The 14,809-nt window shown below is 60.5% G+C and carries 14 protein-coding genes; all 14 read right to left on the bottom strand.

Annotation, left to right across the window (positions count from 1 at the left end; translation table 11 throughout):
* Positions 1 to 29: 29 nt before the first annotated feature.
* Complete coding sequence (locus PGR6_RS02245; protein WP_064615991.1) at positions 30 to 914, bottom strand: glycosyltransferase; 885 nt, start codon at positions 912 to 914, stop codon at positions 30 to 32.
* Positions 911 to 2,065 carry a glycosyltransferase family 4 protein gene (locus PGR6_RS02240; RefSeq protein ID WP_064615990.1) on the bottom strand — a complete coding sequence of 385 codons (1,155 nt, stop codon included), beginning with the start codon at positions 2,063 to 2,065 and terminating at the stop codon, positions 911 to 913. Before PGR6_RS02240 ends, PGR6_RS02245 begins: the two co-directional genes overlap by 4 nt.
* Positions 2,062 to 2,946, bottom strand: coding sequence for a DUF6625 family protein (locus PGR6_RS02235; protein ID WP_064615989.1), 885 nt, complete (start codon positions 2,944 to 2,946; stop codon positions 2,062 to 2,064). The genes PGR6_RS02240 and PGR6_RS02235 overlap by 4 nt, the downstream gene beginning before the upstream one ends.
* Positions 2,947 to 2,998: 52 nt before the next feature.
* Positions 2,999 to 4,432 (bottom strand): PIG-L deacetylase family protein, encoded by a 1,434-nt coding sequence (locus tag PGR6_RS02230; RefSeq protein ID WP_064615988.1) that lies wholly within the window; start codon positions 4,430 to 4,432, stop codon positions 2,999 to 3,001.
* Positions 4,433 to 4,440: 8 nt separating this feature from the next.
* Entirely contained in the window at positions 4,441 to 5,337 is an 897-nt protein-coding gene (locus tag PGR6_RS02225) for an antimicrobial resistance protein Mig-14 (protein WP_064615987.1), read from the bottom strand.
* Positions 5,337 to 6,467 (bottom strand): glycosyltransferase, encoded by a 1,131-nt coding sequence (locus PGR6_RS02220; protein WP_018928551.1) that lies wholly within the window; start codon positions 6,465 to 6,467, stop codon positions 5,337 to 5,339. Before PGR6_RS02220 ends, PGR6_RS02225 begins: the two co-directional genes overlap by 1 nt.
* Positions 6,451 to 8,208, bottom strand: coding sequence for a carbamoyltransferase family protein (locus tag PGR6_RS02215; RefSeq protein ID WP_018928552.1), 1,758 nt, complete (start codon positions 8,206 to 8,208; stop codon positions 6,451 to 6,453). The genes PGR6_RS02220 and PGR6_RS02215 overlap by 17 nt, the downstream gene beginning before the upstream one ends.
* A 174-nt stretch (positions 8,209 to 8,382) precedes the next feature.
* Positions 8,383 to 8,718 carry a YceK/YidQ family lipoprotein gene (locus PGR6_RS02210; RefSeq protein ID WP_081626544.1) on the bottom strand — a complete coding sequence of 112 codons (336 nt, stop codon included), beginning with the start codon at positions 8,716 to 8,718 and terminating at the stop codon, positions 8,383 to 8,385.
* 168 nt (positions 8,719 to 8,886) lie between these two features.
* Positions 8,887 to 10,338: a lipopolysaccharide kinase InaA family protein gene (locus tag PGR6_RS02205; RefSeq protein WP_064615985.1), complete on the bottom strand. Its 1,452-nt coding sequence runs from the start codon at positions 10,336 to 10,338 to the stop codon at positions 8,887 to 8,889.
* The gene (locus PGR6_RS02200; protein WP_064615984.1) at positions 10,338 to 11,090 is read right to left on the bottom strand and encodes a lipopolysaccharide kinase InaA family protein; all 753 of its coding nucleotides are present in this window, start codon (positions 11,088 to 11,090) and stop codon (positions 10,338 to 10,340) included. The genes PGR6_RS02205 and PGR6_RS02200 overlap by 1 nt, the downstream gene beginning before the upstream one ends.
* Positions 11,087 to 11,821, bottom strand: a complete 735-nt coding sequence (locus PGR6_RS02195) for a lipopolysaccharide kinase InaA family protein (RefSeq protein WP_018928556.1) — start codon at positions 11,819 to 11,821, stop codon at positions 11,087 to 11,089. The genes PGR6_RS02200 and PGR6_RS02195 overlap by 4 nt, the downstream gene beginning before the upstream one ends.
* Complete coding sequence (rfaP, locus tag PGR6_RS02190) at positions 11,821 to 12,627, bottom strand: lipopolysaccharide core heptose(I) kinase RfaP (protein ID WP_018928557.1); 807 nt, start codon at positions 12,625 to 12,627, stop codon at positions 11,821 to 11,823. Before rfaP ends, PGR6_RS02195 begins: the two co-directional genes overlap by 1 nt.
* Positions 12,627 to 13,748, bottom strand: a complete 1,122-nt coding sequence (locus tag PGR6_RS02185) for a glycosyltransferase family 4 protein (protein ID WP_018928558.1) — start codon at positions 13,746 to 13,748, stop codon at positions 12,627 to 12,629. The genes rfaP and PGR6_RS02185 overlap by 1 nt, the downstream gene beginning before the upstream one ends.
* Positions 13,748 to 14,809, bottom strand: coding sequence for a lipopolysaccharide heptosyltransferase I (gene waaC / locus PGR6_RS02180; RefSeq protein ID WP_007939663.1), 1,062 nt, complete (start codon positions 14,807 to 14,809; stop codon positions 13,748 to 13,750). The genes PGR6_RS02185 and waaC overlap by 1 nt, the downstream gene beginning before the upstream one ends.

Genomic DNA, 14,809 nt, shown 5'->3' with positions numbered 1-14,809 from the left:
CATCGATGGCTGCGCGTCTCAGGGTGGGCTCAGTCTTTTTCCAGCGGTGAGAAATACAGCCGCCCCAGGCCGCGCCAGGTCTTCTTGTTCCAGGCCTTGAACGGTATCTGCGCCAGCAGTTCGCGCGCCAGCTTGCGGTCGCGATTGGAGGTTTTCAGGAACATCGAGCTGAGGAATTTGTAGCGCACCTCGTCGTACAGCGGATGATCGCTGAACAGCGCGTAGGAGCGCAGGATGTTGTCGATCATGAAGCGGTTATTCTTGTAGGAGTTGGTGGCGTGCTTGCGATAGCGCGCCATCAGCACATTCAGGCCATCGATGAAGTAACCGGCGCGGGTCACCTTCAACTCGATCAGCAAGTCCTCCAGGCGAATGTTCGGATCGAAGCCGCCTACCTTGTCCAGCGCTTCACGGCGAATCATCAGGGTCGGCGCCGGCGGATAAGGCTTGCGCTCCAGGAACATGTCATCGAAATCCAGACGACGGAACGGCACATCGCGACGCTGACGATTCTCCGGATAGAGATTGCCGTCGGCGTCGATCAGTTCGATGTTGCCGGCGCAGATCCCGACCTCGGGCTTGCCATCCATATACGCCACCTGGGTGGCGATGCGCTCCGGCAACATGATGTCATCGGACCCGAACGGCACGATCAAACTGCCCTTTGAGCGCGCAATGGCGCCGTTGAGGGTGTTGGTCAGCCCCTGGTTCTGCTGGACCCGGAAATCGAAATCGTGCTGCGCCTGCAAGGCATTGATGCGCTCGACGCTGTCATCGCTGGAGCCGTCATCGATGACCAGCAACTCGATATTCTTGTAGGTCTGGGTGAGGACGCTGAGGATGCTTTCCTCGATATAGCGACCGTGGTTGTACGACGCGATGATGACCGTGACGAGAGGTTGCACGTCGTTCATGGTTGCTCCCTGCGGGCTTGACTCAAGCCGGAGTCGATCAGGTTCAGGTACTCCTGGCGGAATACCTCGATGTCGTGTTGCTCCTGGAGATAGCGGTAGGCCTGTTCACCCTTGGCCTTGAGCTCGTCATCCGACAGCCCCAGGTAGTTCTCCAGCGCTGCGACCAGCGTCGGCACGTCCGCCGGGGTAATTGCCAGACCGCCCGCGCCCTGAATCAGCGGCAACATGGCCGGTACGTTCGAGGCGATTACCGGCAGGTGCCCGCTCATGCCCTCGAGCAATGCCAGCCCCAGGCCTTCAGCCAAGGACGGCATGGTCCAGATGTCGAATGCCCGAACATACTGCAAGGCATTTTCCTTGAAACCCAGCAAATGCGCACGACCGGTCAGCCCAAGGCGCTCGATCTCGGCGGCCAGGCGCGACTCTTCACGCCCCGCACCAATGATTGCCAGTTGGGTGTTCGGGTATTTGTCCTTGAGGGTGGCAAAGGCCTGCAGCAGGTAGGTGTGGCCCTTGACCGGCACCAGCCGGCCCAATGCACCGATCAAGCGCACCGACGGCTCGATGCCCAATAACTCGCGAGCACGCTCGCGGCTGTGCTGCAAACCTTCAGCCTGCTCGATGTCGATGGCGTTGGTGATCGCGTAGGTATTCTGGTCGGTAAAGCCGCAGTCGCAATCGAGCAGGTACTGTTTGACCGCTGGCGACACGCCGACAAAGCGCCAATGGCGATCGATCAGGCGTTGGGTCTGGCGGCGCCGGTAAAACCGGTCGTACTCGCCAAAACCGTGGGAGATGCCGATGCACAGCGGTACTTTCAACCAACGGTTGAGCGCCAGCATCATGTTTACCGGTTTGAAGCGATTGCAAATCACCACGTCGAATTTTTCTGCGCGGCAAAACTTGTACAACTGCCACATGGCGCGCAGGCGCATGCCCTTGAGGGACTTGTCGGAAAACTCGAAATACACCGAACGGTCGGCGCGACTTACGGCCTCGCCAGGCCCGGGCTTGCCACGCAGGAACGCCGCGGTCACTTCATAGCGATCGCTCGGCAGGGCCTTGACGATCTGCTCCGCGAGGTCGGCAAAATCATGGGCTTTGACGTTGTAGTCCGGCTGCAACTGCAGAACCTTTGACCGTTGACTCATAACTCTCCCCGGTGAAAACCAGTCGCATCGATGACCCATGCCGGCTCGGCGGCGAGGCGCCTGATCTCGGCTGGATCGGGTGGGGGCAACCGTGACCATTCGTTGCGTTTCCAGCAGACGAAGTGGAAATACGGATACCGGCGGTCGCCATCGCGATCGTTACTCAAACAGCCATTGCGCCAATACCAGTGCTGCGGAAAATCATCCGTGCCGTCGTGCCACTTGATGCAACCGCCCGGCGTACTGAACGCCTCGATGAATTCGCTGCGGCGGCGCCACGAATTGAGCTTGCCCAACAGAGAGAACAGTGGCTCGGGAAAATTCTTGCGCCAGAGGAAGATCCGACTGAATGCGCCTTCATCCAGCGCGTGATGCGCCTGATCGGTAAAGCGTGTTTGCCAGTCCTTGATCTGCATGAACAACTCACGTTTGCGGGCAGTGTTGCGCATCAGACAGAGATGGCCTGCCACCCGCCGCTCGTGGGTAGAGAACAGGTCATAACTGGCCAACCGATCAGCGGTGAAATAACTTCGCAGGTCACCAAATACCAGATCAATATCGCCGAACGCCCAGAAATCATAGCCTTGCAGGCGGTCGACATGAATATGCCCCAGGGCAGGCTTGATGTCGCAGAGCTTATAAGGCGCGTCCGGCACAAAGTCGATATTCAGCCGCTGTGACACCAGCGCGCAGTACTCGCTGAAACTCATGGCTTCAACAGTCACGTTGGGCGGCAGGTTCTCAGGAGTACCGCAATCACTGAACAGCAACCAGTCGATATCGGCGTTGCGTCGGCAACTCTCGAGGAAAAACGGCATCCAGAACGGCCAATGACCGAAATACGGAATCAGGAACAGGATGCGCGGGCATGGATTGATCACAGAAATACTCACTGCTGCGTGGATACGGCGCCATGCTAGGCCGCGCGATACTTCATTTCTGCCTAACAGATGTTTCACCATGCTTCAGAACCCAGAACAACTCATGCTGCCTGACCGCCTTGCGAAAGAACTCGTTCTCGCCATAGACGGGTGGCACCCTACTAGCCAGAAGCCACTGTATCAACCGTCGTAAACGTCGCTTGAACGGCATGGGCGGTTGCAGGTCGTGCATCATGCCCAACGCCATTGCTTTATCACGCTGACGCGCCAAAGGCATTCGCAGACAGCAGGGCTGCATCGGCGTTGTCGAATCGAACGCCGGTGGCAGGGCGATGCCATGACCCGCATCCCCCATAGGCCAACGATCATTGTCATGCAGATGGTTGGCATAGCCAAGCACGGTGGTCGGCTGCCACTCCAGCCCGCTCAACGCTTCGAGAACCGCTGCCTGGGCACAGATATGATCCGGGTGCGGGTCGAGGGACGGATGCGGCAATACGATCACTTGCGGACGCGCCCTCAGCAACAGTTCACGCAGATCGGCCAGTAAATTATTCCAGGTCGGCGCACCATCGACATCGCCCGGCAGGGCAAATGGATTCAACTGACGAAACAACCGGGTGTCTCCCAAATCCGCTTCGCGCGAACCTACCGGTGTGGCCGGCGCGGCCTGCATCGCCGCCAGTTGCAGGCAAAAATACCCCAACTGCACGCAATGGGCCTCAGGCACCCCGGCCCAGCGCGGTACGGCGATGCTATCCCAGGCCCGCAAACGGCCTTTGAGACGAGCCGCCTCGACCGTGTTCAGACCCATCTGTTGATAATGTTCGGCTTCAATTTCACCGGCGGTCAGGGTGACGATCCAGGCTTCGTCGGCCTGGCTGTACAAACCGTATGCGGCCAATTCAGCGTCGTCGGCATGGGGTGCAATCACCATCACTCGCTGACGGCGGTAGTCCGGTTGCTCGAACGCCCAGAGCACAGGCTCGCCGAGCAACCGACAGAAACGCCCGCGCAGACGCAACTCGCCTTGCGACAACACGTTTGCCTGACCACTGAGATTGAGGTAACGCAGGCCGTTTACACCGCGCTCGAAGGTTTGCCGGTCGGGGTTATCGCCCCCCAGCAACTCGACCACCGGATCGATAAAGCGCCCCAGCCAAGTACTTTTCACCCGCAGCGCCAGTATCAGCGTGGCGTCATCGACCAGCATGACACCCTCATCCAGCCGTAGCCGTTCACCGTCCAGATGAATCTTGGGTTGCGGGGTATACGGCGGGAAGCTGTATTGGTAATCGTCTTGGGGAGAATAAAACAGATGGTCGGCAAACCACGCCTCGTGGGCGATCCAGCCCAGCACCGCAAGCACCAGCGGCAGCCACCAGGCCACCAGCACGCCGATCGCGATCAGCAGCATCAACGCAATCAACAGGCCGATGCGTTTGTTGCGCCGATGGCGCTTGAGCAGTTGCTGTTTGCGGCTCATGGGTTGGCTCATACCGTGAAGACCGGCACAGAATTGCACCAACGGTCCTTGTACTCACGGTCGGTTCGACCAAAGGAAAACCGTAGGGGTTTATCCAACGCGCGTGCATGTTCCCAGGCGCTTTGGGTGTTGAGGTAGCTCAGCACGCTGCCCGGGCTGAATTCGCGGGTCTCGGGATCGACACCGCCGTTGACGTATTCGATGCTGATCCATTCCGGCGCCTCGACGCGGTACACCAGTTGAGTCGCAATCGGTGCGTCGTTGAGGAAAATCACCGAGCCGATCAGCAACTCGCGCAACAACTCGATCACCTCGCCCATGCGCTCGGCACCGGTGGCCGGAAAGCCCCAGCGACGCTGGAACAGGTCGCAATAGATCGCCGCCAGCTCACTGCTGGAAAACTCGGTAACCGGCCGCACCACGCCGCCCGCCTCTTCCAGCAGACGCAACTCGCGGCGCTGGTTGTAGCGAAACTTTTTCGACAATTCTTCAGGCGTACGGGCCAGCGCCAGTTGTTCTGTCTGCAGCTTGATACCGGTAAAACGACCTTCGCTCAGCGCCGACAGGTAACGCCCCCGATGGCGCAGCGGTGCCTGGGCATCGGCGGCGGCCGGCAGGATCAGTTCGGCATTGCCGAGGTCGAACAGGCCTTTTTTACCCGTGCGCTTGAGCACGTCCTTGGACAGCGCCAGGTCGCGCCCCCAGGTCGGGATGGCGGCTTTCACTTCGCCGTCCTGCTCCCAAGCCAGGTAACGCACCGGGATGTCGGCCAACTGTGCCAGACGTTCGACCACCAGAGGATGAGTCGCGACGCTGCCGCCAAAACGCTGCCAGGTTTGTGCATAAGTCGAGGCGTCGACCTGCACCCAGCCACGCTCGCGCCAGCCTTGAAATCGGTTGAGCATCAGCCCCTCGGTGCCAGTTCGGTAACGTGCGGCAAATGCCAGAAAGCATCGCGCACCGCGCGATCGGAGAAGCGCTCACGCAAGCGGTCGAACATCAGCTCGGCGCACTGGCGGCGTTGCTGCTCGTCCATCGCGGCCAGATGTTGCAGCCCTTGAGCCAGGTGCCCGGCATCGCCCAGCGGAAATAGAATGCCCACACCTTCGACCACTTCCCTGGCGCCACCACACGCGGTGGCGAGCAACGGCACACCGGCGGCCATGGCCTCCAGCAATACCATGCCGAACGGTTCATGATCGGAACTCAAGGCAAACACATCGAAAGCACGGAAGTAGCGACGCGCCTCGGGCACCTGGCCGAGGAACAGCACGCGATCGCCAATACCCAGTTCACGCGCCAGGGCCTTGAGGTCCTGCTCCAGCCGACCGCTGCCCAGAATCACCAGCTGACTGTTGGCCGGCAACCCCGGCAATGCCGTGGCAAAACCATGCAACAACGTAGTCTGATCCTTGTCCGGATGCAGGCGCCCGACGTTGCCGACAATCCAGGCATCCATCGACAGACCGAGGGTTTCCCGGGCCTCGCGAACCGACACCTGACTGGCCTGTAACGCCTGTACATCAATCCGGTTATAGAGCGTCTGAATCCGCGCCTGCGGCCATTTCGGCAAGCAACGGCGCATGTCGTCACGCACCGCATCGGAGACGCCGAGCAGGCTCAGGCGTTTGCGGAAAATATGCGCGAACAGTTTGCGGGTGCGGCGCTGGTAATCGCCAAACGCGTGATGTACGCCAATCACCGGCAACGAAGTGCCGAGCAGGGCGATGTAGATCGGTTTGAAACGGTGAGCGATGCAGAAACTGAAGTTGCGCGATGCGGCGATCTTGCGCAGATCGCCGATGGCGCCCAGCTTCAGGCCACGAATGGCCTTGGAGCTGTACTCCATGAACAGCACCTCGTCGGACGCACAGTTCGCGGCGACTTGGCTATCTGCAGCCCCGGTCAGGAACACCGTGGTCACGCGATAACCGGTCCCCGCGAACAGGCTGGCGTACTGCCGGGCGCAGTCCAGAAACGGCCCGTCATAGCCGTGACAGAACTGCAGCACATGGCGTTCAGCCGAGCGAGTCATAAGCGTCCGCGCCTTCTTTGACCACCAGAATGTCTTCCATGATCAGATACTGCAGGTCGGAACCGAAGAACATGTTCAAGGCGTCGGTCGGCGAGCAGATCATCGGCTCGCCACGACGGTTGAGCGAAGTATTCAGCGACACACCGTTGCCGGTCAGTACTTCCAGCGCCTTCATCATGTCGTAGTAGCGCGGGTTGTATTCTCGCTTGAGCACCTGGGCCCGGGACGTGCCGTCTTCATGGACGACTTCCGGCACGCGGGTTTTCCACTCTTCAGCCACTTCGAAGGTGAAGGTCATGAACGGTGCCGGGTGATCGATCTTGATCATTTGCGGCGCAACGGTGTCGAGCATCGACGGGCAGAAAGGCCTCCAGCGCTCGCGGAACTTGATCTGATGGTTGATACGGTCCGCCACGCCGGCCACGCTCGGACAGCCAATGATCGAACGACCGCCCAAGGCACGCGGACCGAACTCCATGCGACCCTGGAACCAGGCCACCGGGTTGCCATCGACCATGATTTTGGCGATCTGCTCCGGCATATTGTCGAGCTTGCGCCACTTTGGCTTATCGGCGTGACGGGCGCAGGCCGCGATCACGTCTTCATTGCTGTAGGACGGGCCGAGGTAGACGTGTTCCATCTTCTCGACCGGTACACCACGGGCATGAGACACATAAGCCGCTGCACCCACCGCGGTACCGGCATCGCCGGACGCAGGCTGGACGAACAGTTCTTTGATGTCGTCGCGGGCAATGATCTTCTGGTTCAGCTTGACGTTCAACGCACAACCACCGGCGAAGGCCAGCTTGCCGGTTTCCTTGAGCACATCGCCCAGGTAATGGTCGATCATCTGCAACGCCAGTTTCTCGAACAGCGCTTGCATGCTCGCGGCGTAGTGAATGTAGGGCTCGTCGGCGATATCGCCCTCGCGCTTCGGCCCCAGCCACTCGATCAGCTTCGGCGAGAAGTAGAAACCCTTGCCCTTCTCTTTATAACGACGCAGGCCGATGACGTTGGCGTAGTCGGTGTTGATCACCAGCTCGCCGTTTTCGAACGAGGCCAGGCGCGAAAAATCGTATTTGCTGGCGTCGCCGTACGGCGCCATGCCCATGACCTTGAACTCACCGTCGAGCATCTCGAAGCCGAGGAACTCGGTGATCGCGCCGTACAGGCCGCCGAGGGAGTCCGGATCGAAGAATTCCTTGATCTTGTGGATCTTGCCGTTTTCGCCATAACCGAAGAAAGTCGTGGCGTACTCGCCCTTGCCGTCAATCCCCAGGATCGCGGTTTTCTCTTTGAAACCGGAGCAGTGGTAGGCGCTGGAGGCGTGGGCCAAGTGGTGCTCGACCGGCTCGATCTTGATCTTTTTCGGATCGAAACCCAATTGCTCGAGGCACCAGACAATCTTGTTGCGATAGCGCTTGTAGCGACGGTTACCCATCAGGATCGCGTCGAGGGCGCGGTCCGGGGCGTACCAGTAGCGCTTGGCGTAGTGCCAGCGAGCCTTGCCGAACAGGCTGATCGGCGCGAATGGAATCGCCACCACGTCAACGTCGGATGGCTTGATGCCCGCCTGCTCGAGGCAGAATTTCGCCGATTCGTAAGGCATGCGGTTCTTTGCATGTTTATCGCGCACGAAACGCTCTTCTTCAGCCGCCGCGACCAGCTTGCCGTCGATGTACAAGGCTGCGGAAGGATCATGGCTAAGGGCGCCGGACAGGCCAAGAATCGTCAATGCCACAGGGGTCTAGCCTCTTTAGTCTGCATGCAGGCGCAACGCGCCTCAAAAATTAATGTGCCCTCGCAAGGGGCGAGAGACAGCTAAAGGGCGGGATTATAGCGTAAACGTGGCGGGAATGACCCTGCCCTTATCGGCGCCGTGAAGATGACGTCGAGCCCAAGCGTTCGCCTTTGCTCATCCGCGACCCGGCCGCCAGTAAATCCTGATGTTTCCGTCGGCAGCTTGCCGGTAAATCGTATAGGGCAAGAAAACCGTGTCGAATACACCCGAAAGGGTCAAGTCCAGCAATACGAACGGCACCAGAATACCCGTGGGATCGGGCGGCGCGTGCAGGAGACAAAAGTCGTGAGCCAGACCGCTGTAGATGCGAGGAATGGACTGACAGTAGGTCTTTTGCTTTCTGAGGCCACGAGCGGCGTCTTCGTCATCCTGCAGCACCGTGACAGCGGTCCCGCAGCCAGACAGCGCCAGTGAAAAAGAGCTCAACATCACAGCCATTTTTATCGTCAAAATCTGCCCTCCGAGAACGTCAGGCAAACTAGCATCGCGGCTATTCAGGGCACAGTTCATGGGTTCTGCAGATCATGTAGGACGATTCACAAGAACTTGTCCGCCAGTTCTCGGGAGACTGATCTGGCGCCATCGCGGGCAAGCCCGCGATGGCGTCGAAGACCCGCGTCAAGCAGCGCTAGAAATATCTTTGGGCAGACGCTGATCAATCACTTGGTACAGCGCACTGCTCTCGGGCCAGTTGCGCATGAACCGCGCCCTATCCCGCGCATACGCGGGGGCAAAGCTGCTGAGCGAACCATGCTGACACATCGAATCCAGGTCGATCAGCGCCCAGCGATCCTGTTGCCAGAACAGGTTATGGCCCTTGAAATCGCCATGGCTGATCCGCTCGCCAATCAGCTCGGCGAACAGGTAATCCAGAGCCTGCAGCTCAGCCTCTGGCGCGTCCCCGCTCTCAACGTACGGCGCGAAGCGCTCGATGATGTCCGGCCCCGGCAAATACTCGGTCACCAGGTACGCCCGGCTGCGCAGCCAGAGAAAACGCTTCTCCAGCAACGCCAATGGTTTTGGCGTGGCAATACCGAGGAACGCCAGGCGATTGCCTTCGCGCCATGAGTGCCAGGCGCGGCTCGGGCGCCAGAAACGCTTGAGCCAGTGGGTAAAGCCTTTGATGTTGTAACGCTTGACCACCAATGTGCGCCCGGCCACCTCGACCTTGCCGACGCTCGCCGCGCCGCCGGTCTTGTACAGATGCCCCTGATCGAGCAAGGCGTCGGCCTGTGCCAGCACCGGCAGCATCGCCGCCTCTTCCTCACGGCGAATCGCCCGCAAGCCGAACGCACCACGCTGGACGCTGAACAGCGTGCATTCGCGGCCGACCTTGATCAGAAAGTCCTTCAAACGCCAGCGACGGACCTTGTCGATCTGTTTTTGCAACGCCTCCATCGGCAACGCGTGTTCGCCATTACTCAGCAGGTAATACACCAGCAACTCTTCGGTGAAGGGTTCCAGCACTTTGGGCAACTGGGCGAAGAACACCCCGAGGTTTTCCAGGACTTTCTGTTGCGACAGCGGCTTGCCCGCCGTCTCGACGCAGATACCGGCGCCATCGATCAAATACAACTGACCGCCATGGCGCAGCAGGTTGTCCAGGTGCAGGTCTTCCTGCCACAGGCCTTTGCTGTGCAGTTGGCCGATGGCGCCCAACGCCTCAGCCAGCACCGCGGATTGTTCATCCGCCAATGCGGGCAAGTGTTCGACCTGCTTCCAGGCATCCCCCAGGCTCTCGGCACCCTCAAGGAAATCGAACAACAGCCAACCGCCCTCGCCGTCCTTGAGGCCATCGGCCAATAACAACGGCGTGGTCAGCCCCTGAGCGGCCAGCAAACGCACACCGTCCAGTTCGCGTTGAAAATGCCGCGCCGCTTTGCCACCGACCAACAACTTGGCCAGCACCGGCCGGCCGCGCCAGACGCCAGCCCCAACATAACGCTGTCCCGGCAACACCCGCAGCAGACTCAGCAACTGCAAATCGGCAGGCCCCGCGGCATCGGCCAGTGGAATACTCAGCGGCAGGCTCGGGCTGCGGCCGGCGTTTTTCAGCTCGGACAAACGCATCAACGCGTCTCCTTGTTACTGCGCCGCGCACTCAGGCGCGATACCCAACGGTCCACCCGCGAACTGTTCAGCGGCTGATCCAGATAAACCGCCAACAATTCGCGCAGCTGGCTGTCGCTCCATTCCGGCGCCCGACGCAGCAGCGGCTCCAGATCCTTGATCCGATCACGCCGGCCGAAAAACAGCGGCCGGGTTTTTTCCAGGTCGATCAATTGCGCCTGATAGCCGTCGCCGGTGGCCTGAAGAAAAATGTGCTTGGGGTAGAAGCAACCGTGGACCTGGCGCCTGCCGTGCAGGCGTCGCGCCAGTTGCCCACAGGCCTTGAGAATGGCCGAGTGCTGTATCGCGCTCAGCTCCGACCAGCGCTGCAACAGCGAATCCAGATCATCCCAACCGTCCAGTGCGTGAGTCAGCAGAATCGCCCGAACTTCGCCGTCGACCTTGCGCTCACCAAAAAACGCCGCCTGCAGCGCCGGAATACCCAGCGCCCGATAACGACTGATGTTGCGAAATTCACGGGCAAAACTCGGCTCGCCAAAGGGCGAATGCCGGGAGCGCGTCAGGTAGTTGCTCTGGCGCTTGAGGTAGTAGCCATGACCGTCCAGATCCAGCCGAAACACACTGCTCCAGCCACCCCGACCGGTATTGGGCTCGTCCACCGCGTCGAGCTGTTTGGCCCAAAGCGCGTCGAAGGTGCCGAGACCATGACGCTCAAACAGCGCGCGGTCTTCAGCAGCCAGAAAATCAGTCATTCGCGCCCCTCAAAAAATCTCACCACGTGCCGAATGCGTTTCTTGTCCGCGGCATCGAGCCGGGCGCATTGGCGGTATTGCAGGTAAAAGCGCAGGCGCTGGGTCGCCGACAGGTGATACTTGGCGACCTTGTCGAGGCAGGCCAGGTCTTTGGTGATGCGGTATTTGAGCCAGAAGCCGCGCCAGAAATCGCCGTTGGGGCAATCGATCAGGAACAGCCGGGCCTCATCGTCGACCAACAGGTTGCGCCACTTCAAATCATTATGAGTGAAACGGTTGTCGTGCATGGTCCGGGTGTAACCGGCCAATTGGCGACTGACGGTATCAACCCAGGCGCGGTCCGCCAGTTTCGGATCATGCCGATTAGCCAGGACCGACAAGTCTTCGGTATGCGGCAGTTCGCGGGTGATCATTGCCCCACGGGCGTACGTCACACCGTGCCGCTCCAACCCCCAGGCCACAACCTCTGCGGTGGGAATGCCCCACTTGGCGAAACGCTTGAGGTTCTGCCATTCGGCCTTGACCCGAGGTTTGCCCAGGTAGCGCCGCAGGCCTTTGCCGGCACTGACGTAGCGTTTGACGTAATAGTTGACGCCTTTGCGCTGGACGCGAATAACTTCGGACAGCGGATCATGGGTCAGTTGCTCGCCCTCGAGGGCAAACACCGCATCAAGACTGCCGAAATCTTCTGCCAGATCGCTGTAAGCCGGCTCCAGTGTCCAACCCGACATCAGAGCGCATCCCCGTAGCGCTGTTTACGCTCGTAGAGCTTGTTGGCCTTGCCTTCGAGCCACGCCAGTAACCCGGCTTCTTCAACCAGTATCTGGCGCAGGGGCTGCTGGAAGTACCCCTTGAGGAAACGCAGTTTGTCGCGACGGGTCAGGCCGATCTCCAGCGCCGAAAAATACAGCGCCGCCAGGTCCTTGTTGCGCCAGCGCCGGGTAATCGTCGGGCGGGCCTGGGCGCGGTGCAGGTCGATCACCGACAACTTGAGGTCATCGCAGGTCACCGGCTTATCGGTGTGCAGCAGGAAGTGGCAGATGTAGCAGTCGCGATGGTTGACCCCGGCGCGGTGCATCATGCCGGTCATGCGCGCGACTTCGGCGATCAGCGCGCGCTTGAGCTTTGGCTCCGGCGGGTGCTTGACCCAGTCGATGCTGAAATCTTCAAGGCTGACGGTGGGCGCCAATTCTTCAGTGACGATGAACGAATGCTGATCCGCCGGGTTGCTGCCCTTTTCGCCATAAGCGACGGCAGTCATGGTCGGCACGCCGACTTCTTGCAGGCGCTCAATGGCCTTCCACTCCTGGCCCGCGCCCAGCACCGGCAGCTTGGCGGTCAGCAGGTTCTTGAAAATCTCACCCCAGCCGATGCCCCGGTGGATCTTCACGAAGTACCCGTGGCCGTCCACTTCAGTTCGCAGTGTCCGGCGCGCTTCGAGCTCGCGGTACACCTCGCCCTTGAGGTCCTCGACTTCGGCGAACGGGTCGCGTCCGGCCCAGAGGCTCTTGAACGGTTCAGCCAGCATCAACTTCATTAAGCGTGCTCCGCCAGAATCACATCGGCCGCGTGCTGCGGCATGCTGTAGAGGTCGGCCGTCTCGGCGAAGGCCAGACCGTTGCGGCTCCAGGCCGCCCGTGCATCAGTGTCGTTCAACATGCCGGTCAGGTACTGAGTCAGTTGCGCCTGATCGAAGGGTTCGTCCAGCACCAGACCCGCGTCGGCCTCGGCGATGTAATGGGCATACCCACACACCGCGCTCACCAACACCGGCAAACCGGCTACCAGGGCTTCAAGCAATACCGTCCCGGTGTTTTCGTTGTACGCCGGGTGGATCAGCAGATCGGCACCGAGCAGGAAGCGCGGGATATCGCTGCGGCCCTTGAGGAATTGCACGTTGTCGCCGAGCCCCAATGTGGCGCTCTGCAATTGGAATACTTTGGGGTCGTCCTGGCCAATTACAAACAGCCGGGTGCGTTTTTTCAGCTCGGCGGGCAGCGCGGCCAGTGCCTTGAGGCTACGGTCCACGCCTTTGGTCTTGAACCCGGAACCGATCTGCACCAGCAGCAGCTCATCGTCCTTCAGGTTGAATTCGGCGCGGAACCCGGCGCGAATTTCATCCGCGTTCGCGGGGCGACGACGGTCTTGGGCAATGCCCGGTGGCAGCAAATGGAAGCGCTCCAGCGGTGTGTCGTAATGCTTGATGAACAGCGGCTGCTGGACTTCGGAAATCATCAGCACTTCGGTCTTGGCATCTTTGGCGAACACCGCGCGCTCGTACTCGGCGAAGTGCCGGTAGCGGCCCCAGCGACGGTACAGCGAGTTGCGCAGGTTTTGCGCCTTGTCTTCGAAGCAGCCGTCGGCGGCGTAGTAAACGTCCAGGCCCGGCATTTTATTGAAACCGATCAGGCGATCCACCGGGCGCTTGGCCAGGTCGGCCTCCATCCATTCGGTGAGTTTCTCGTTGCGCCGATGATTGAAGAACGCCTTGACCGGCGCCACCAACACTTCGAAGCCCGGCGGGATGTCGCCTTCCCAGATCAACGTGTAGACACGAATTTGATGGCCGCGCTGCTGGCATTCAAGGGCGATGCGCATGAAGTCACGCTGCAAGCCGCCAAAGGGAAAGTACTTGTACAGGACAAATGCCAATTGCATCAGCGCAGCTCCTCAGCCAGTAACAACGTGCTCAGTCGGCTCGCGACACGCTCGGGATTCAGACGCGTGAAGCACAGGGGCCACTCGCGTTTCAGGTCAAACCGACGGGCATCGTCGGCCGTCGGTTGATAGGTGCATTTCTTTTGCAGGCACGGTGCGCAAGGGAAGTCGCTGGCCATGTGAATCTGCGATTTGCCATAGGCGCCGGTCAGGCCCGGATTGGTCGGGCCGAACAGCGACAGGGTCGGCACGTCCAGCGCCGCAGCCAGGTGACCGAGGCCGGTGTCCACCGCCACGCACGCCTGCGCGCCGGCCAGGACTTTGCCGACACCCGCCAGGTTCAGCCTGGGTAGCACTTCGACGTGTTTCATGTCTTTGGCGATGCGCTCGGCGCGGGCTTTTTCGACCGGGTTGCCCCATGGCAGCTTCACCGCCACGCCGAGATAACCCACCCGCTCGGCCAGCTCGCGCCAATAGGCTTCGGGCCAGTGCTTGGTGTCCCAGGTGGTGCCGTGGAGAAACACCACGTACGGATTCTTGCGCGGCAATTCCACCAGCCGCTCGACGTTCAGGCCGTAATCACCCAGGCCTTTGGGCAGGTCGTAACCCAGGGCCACCGCGAACAGCTGACGCACTCGCTCAACCGCGTGCTGCCCACGGGCCACGGCCAGGCGTCGGGAATAGAAGCGCGCGGCGATCGGTTCGCGGGCCGAATTCTTGTCCAGCCCGGCCACCGGCGCTTTGGCATAGCGCGTCAGCAACGCACTTTTCAGCAGGCCCTGGGCATCGATCACCAAGTCGTATTTCGTCGCACGAACGCTTTGCTTGAAGCGCTTCCACTCGCCACTCTTGATGGTCTGCCAGATGTTCTTGCGCCAGCGACGGATCGCCACCGGAATCACCTTGCCCACGGCCGGGTGCCAGGTCGGAATCTCGGCGAAACCTTCTTCCACCACCCAGTCGAACTTGATGCCGGGGATCGCCCTCGCCGCATCGGTCAACGCTGGCAACGCGTGAATCACGTCGCCCAGCGAAGAAGTCTTGATCAACAGTACCCGCAA

Origin of the sequence: Pseudomonas sp. GR 6-02 (genome assembly GCF_001655615.1) — a bacterium.
Taxonomy (GTDB): domain Bacteria; phylum Pseudomonadota; class Gammaproteobacteria; order Pseudomonadales; family Pseudomonadaceae; genus Aquipseudomonas.
This window is presented reverse-complemented; position numbering and strand designations above follow the sequence as displayed.